Raw genomic sequence first — 4,761 nt, forward strand, 5'->3', positions numbered from 1 at the left:
CAGAAAATTGCTGCCTATAGCTAAACTGACTTAGATTTACCGACAATTTGAAAAACCGTCATCCCGCTACTATATAGTTATTGATATATATATTTTCTTTTAAGCTCTTGGTTTTGATCGATAAATGTAATCATTTCATCTTCTAAAGTTTTAATTTGATTACGTAAAATTGCAAGAAGTTCCTCTATTTGTTTGATTATAGATGTATCAGTTACCTGTTGGATTTGGGTTTTTTGTATTTTTGCTATTTCTACAAGTTGGTTTCTACGAGATAATTTTTGTTTCAAGCAATCAATATTACCATTACTAACTGTTAAAGGAGTAACACGCATATCTGTATTATTAATATAACGTGAGATGATACTGCAGTCTATTTTATCAGTTTTTGTAGTAATACCAAGGCTTTTAGCATAGTCTCTCCCACCTTGGTTGAATGACGTACACCTCAAAACCATTGCTTAGTAAAGTATAGGCACATAATTTTTCGTATCCACCAGTTGCCTCAAGACCAGTTTTGGTTACATTATGCAAACGTAAAAAGTCCAGCATTTCACCAATGGATTGTACATTGTTTTCAAATATTTTATAATGCTCAAGTGGGTGAATGTGGAGATCTAATTTACTTTTGCTAACATCAATGCCAGCAATAATGTTTGATGAATTCATAATTCCTCCGTAATAATAACATATACTGCATTTTCCAGCCTTATATACGAGCCTAAAAGCTCAATCAGTTGTTCGGAACTTTCAGTATAATAAACCAGAGAAGAGAACCTTGCTGAACAACGATTCTTATAATCAAGGGGCGTGACGATTCCTCTTCTCTGTGTGTCTTTAATCTCACTACTTTGATATTTATAAAGACTTGTTCTTAACATATAAGGGAAGTGTCCTCTAGGTGAGATTGTGGAGCATTCGTTGCAGCATTTGGCTGTTCAATTACGCTAGTTGATTCTTTAGGTATACTATTTCCTTCAAAATTTCCATCTTTTTATTATGTTCTCTTTAGCATTTTGAGAGTGAATTATTCTAGTTTTGATATTTAAACGTTTTGTATCTGCTGTAATGATTTCACTTCCAGTTTGCTATTCTTTACATATTGAATTGCAAGCACTAACGCTTTACTTCCGGAAGCTGTGGTGCTGTAAACTATATTTTGCAAAATAGCAGTTCTCCTGATATCTTTGCTGTCTGAGACTGACTTTACACCTTTTGAAGTATTAATCACTAGATTTATTTTTCCATCTTTGAGCATATCAACTATGTGGGGTCTGCCTTCTCTTACTTTATTTACAGCTTGTGCAGCAATGCCGTTATTGTTCAGATACGAAGCTGTGCCTTTGGTGGCATATATTTCAAAACTCAGTTCTTTCAACATTCGTGCAACTGGCAATATATACTTTTTATCATCATCTTTTACTGAAACCAGAGCTGTTCCTTCTGTTGGTAACTTGTATCCTGCAGCTATGTGCGTTTTTGCAAGTGCAGCTTCAAATGATGAGTCAATTCCCATCACTTCTCCTGTTGATTTCATTTCAGGACCAAGTAAAGTATCAACTCCTGCAAAGCGGGTAAATGGAAAAACAGCAGCTTTAACTGCAAAATGATTGAAAGGCTTGTTTTCCTGATTCAATTTTTTACCCAAAACAACCTGAGTGGCAAGCTTTGCAATAGGAATATTGATTACCTTGGAAATAAAAGGAACTGTGCGACTAGCCCTTAGATTCACTTCAAGTATGTATACATCACTAGACCTCTTGCATAACTCGATTTCTGAAGGCAATTTTGTCGTCAAAGCTTGTCTGCGCTCCTCAAATACATTCGAGTATTCTGTGGTGCTCATCTGCATTTTTTCTAAAAATTTCTCATCACAAACAGGTTCTGCAAGAGGTCTATTCTCTTGAACAGCAAACTGAATGTTTATCAGACCTTTCACTTCTAGTGCAAGAGCTATTCTTTCAGTTTGTAGCTTAATCTCTTTTATTACTTCGTCACTCAATGTATTTGTCGGTATTGAGCATGTTGAATCACCAGAGTGGATACCAGCTTCTTCAATATGCTCCATGACCGCTGCAATGAAAACTTTTTCCCCATCACATACAGCATCAACGTCAACCTCAACTGCATTGACTAAAAATTTATCAAGAAGCAGCGATCCGTGTTCAAAAATTTTGGTTTGATTCAAGACATACTCTTTGAAGCTCTGAGTATCGTGTCTAATCGACATAGACTGACCGCCAAGGACATATGATGGCCTGACTACTAGTGGAAACCCCACCTTTTCTGCGTTGGTTAACGCTTCTTCTACTGAATGGCAGATAGAATTTTCAGGTTGTTTTAAATTAAGTTGCAAAGCAAGATTTTTAAACCTCATGCGATCTTCTGCAAGGTCAATAGAATCAAACGAAGTTCCCAAAATTTTGAAACCTCTCTCGTTAAGCACTTTGGCTAACTTTAAAGGTGTTTGACCACCTATTTGAACTATTACACCAACCAGTGTGCCATTTTCTTGCTCTTTGCTTAGTATTTCAAGCACATCCTCCGCAATCAGTGGGGCAAAATATAAACGATCAGCGGTATCGTAGTCAGTTGAAACAGTTTCTGGATTACAGTTGATCATTATTGTTTCATACCCCATTTCTTTGGCGGCAGAAGCTGCATGCACGCATGCATAATCAAATTCAATACCTTGACCAATGCGGTTTGGACCACTTCCTAAAATGACAACCTTTTTTCGGTCAGAAATGTCCGCTTCGCATTCTGTCCTATTTGTAATGTTTCCCTCATAACAGCCATACATATAAGCAGTGCTCGATTCAAATTCAGCTGCACAGGTGTCTACACGCTTATAAACTTGTTTGATGCCAAATTTTTTTCTTGTTTCTTCGATTTGCTCTACTTTCTTATTGCTTAATTTCGCCAATCTTGCATCTGAAAATCCCATTTTTTTCAGCTCTAACATTTCATATGCAGTTCCAGGGAGGACGTTTTCCTTGATTTTTTGTTCAGCCAAGATGATTTGCTGTATATTCTGCAAAAACCATAAGTCATAACCTGTAATTGAATTTATTTCTTCTATGCTAATTCCATGACGCATTGCATCAGCAGCAATCAGCAATCTGTTTGGTAGCAATTTTGCTAATTGAGATCTGATGTGATCAATATCAGTATTTTCAGAAAACACTTCATCAAGTCCCGTGAGCCCAGTTTCAAGCGAGCGAAAAGCTTTCTGCAGCGACTCATTAAAAGTGCGGCCTATAGACATTACTTCTCCCACCGATTTCATGGAGGTTGATAATTCACAATTCGTCCCCTTAAATTTCTCAAATTCAAAACGAGGAATTTTAGTGACGATATAATCAATCACTGGTTCAAATGCAGCAGGTATAACTGGAGCGCAGTCATTACGTATTTCATCGAGCGAATAGCCAATAGCAAGTTTAGTTACAACTTTTGCAATAGGATAGCCTGTTGCTTTCGAAGCAAGTGCAGAGGAGCGAGAAACCCTTGGATTCATTTCAATTACAACGAGGCTTCCATCTTCTTTAGGGTTCACTGCAAACTGAACATTTGCACCACCGGCACTAACGTCAATTTCCCTCAGCACTGCTATAGATGCATTTCTCATTTGTTGATATTCAGCATCACGCAGAGTCAAAGCAGGAGCAACCGTAATACTATCTCCGGTGTGCACTCCCATTGGATCAACATTTTCTATCGAACAGACTATTATGCAGTTATCTTTACAATCGCGGATAACTTCCATTTCATACTCTTTCCAGCCGATAATTGATTCATCTATCTGAACTTCATTTATTGGCGAAATTTTGAGAGCACTTTCTGCGATATTGAAAAACTCCTCTTTATTATATGCTATGCCACTACCTGCGCCACCAAGAGTGAATGATGAACGGATGATTGCTGGTAATCCAACGTAGTCCAAAGCCTTTTTTATTTGTTCTTGATTTTTTATAATGATACTTTTGGGATATTTCAGTCCTATTCTATCCATGGACTGACGGAATAACTCTCTATCCTCTGCTTTTTTTATTGCTTCTCTATTTACCCCTATTAATTCTACGTTGTATTTGTCTAACACTCCATCATCTGCAAGTTTTATTGCGCAATTGAGTGCTGTTTGCCCGCCCATTGTTGGCAATATTGCGTCTGGCCTCTCCTTAATTATAATTTTCTCTATGATTTCAGGCAGTACCGGCTCAATATAAGTTGCATCAGAGAATTCAGGATCTGTCATTATAGTTGCGGGGTTGGAGTTAACCAAAATGACTTTATAACCTTCACTTTTTAATACTTTACAGCTTTGCGTTCCGGAATAATCAAACTCGCATGCCTGACCTATAACTATTGGGCCTGCTCCTATTACTAATATAGATTCTATATCTGTGCGTTTCGGCATAATTACAATAACGGTCTCTATTCAAGTAATGTTACCAATCTTTCCTGTATATGTGAATTTTTATTAAACCTATTAGCTAATTACTTTTAGGCTTGACGCATAACTGTACGAACATTGCAATTTGCGTGGCAGATTCCAGTGCTTGACACACAGCTGTACAAACATTCATTTTTGAAGGTAAATTGCACAGAAAATGATGTCATTCAAGTAGCTGACACTGGTTCCTTTATGATGGCAGTGCCCAGAGGTGTCATCCCAGTCTGGGATGGCTTTATTGCATCGCTACTTATGAAAGGCTAACTATAGTCAGAATTATAAGCAACCTATTGAAAATCTTGTTTTTT

The 4,761-nt window shown here is 37.2% G+C and carries 5 protein-coding genes; 1 reads left to right on the forward strand and 4 read right to left on the reverse strand.

Translation table 11 applies throughout. The annotated features are described in order from the left end of the window. Positions 1 to 77: 77 nt before the first annotated feature. The 4 genes from OZD61_RS04665 to carB form a co-directional block, all read right to left on the reverse strand. Positions 78 to 449, reverse strand: a complete 372-nt coding sequence (locus OZD61_RS04665; RefSeq protein ID WP_274980027.1) for a hypothetical protein — start codon at positions 447 to 449, stop codon at positions 78 to 80. Beyond that, positions 406 to 666, reverse strand: a complete 261-nt coding sequence (locus tag OZD61_RS04670; protein ID WP_274980028.1) for an IS110 family transposase — start codon at positions 664 to 666, stop codon at positions 406 to 408. Before OZD61_RS04670 ends, OZD61_RS04665 begins: the two co-directional genes overlap by 44 nt. Further along, positions 663 to 878 (reverse strand): hypothetical protein, encoded by a 216-nt coding sequence (locus OZD61_RS04675; protein WP_080717592.1) that lies wholly within the window; start codon positions 876 to 878, stop codon positions 663 to 665. Before OZD61_RS04675 ends, OZD61_RS04670 begins: the two co-directional genes overlap by 4 nt. 164 nt (positions 879 to 1,042) lie before the next feature. Then, positions 1,043 to 4,417 carry a carbamoyl-phosphate synthase large subunit gene (carB, locus tag OZD61_RS04680; protein ID WP_274980029.1) on the reverse strand — a complete coding sequence of 1,125 codons (3,375 nt, stop codon included), beginning with the start codon at positions 4,415 to 4,417 and terminating at the stop codon, positions 1,043 to 1,045. Positions 4,418 to 4,555: 138 nt separating this feature from the next. On the opposite strand from carB, the gene OZD61_RS04685 reads away from it, so the two are divergent. Beyond that, positions 4,556 to 4,717: a hypothetical protein gene (locus OZD61_RS04685; protein WP_274980030.1), complete on the forward strand. Its 162-nt coding sequence runs from the start codon at positions 4,556 to 4,558 to the stop codon at positions 4,715 to 4,717. Positions 4,718 to 4,761 lie beyond the last annotated feature (44 nt).

Source organism: Wolbachia endosymbiont of Drosophila bocki (assembly GCF_028982005.1).
Taxonomy (GTDB): domain Bacteria; phylum Pseudomonadota; class Alphaproteobacteria; order Rickettsiales; family Anaplasmataceae; genus Wolbachia; species Wolbachia pipientis.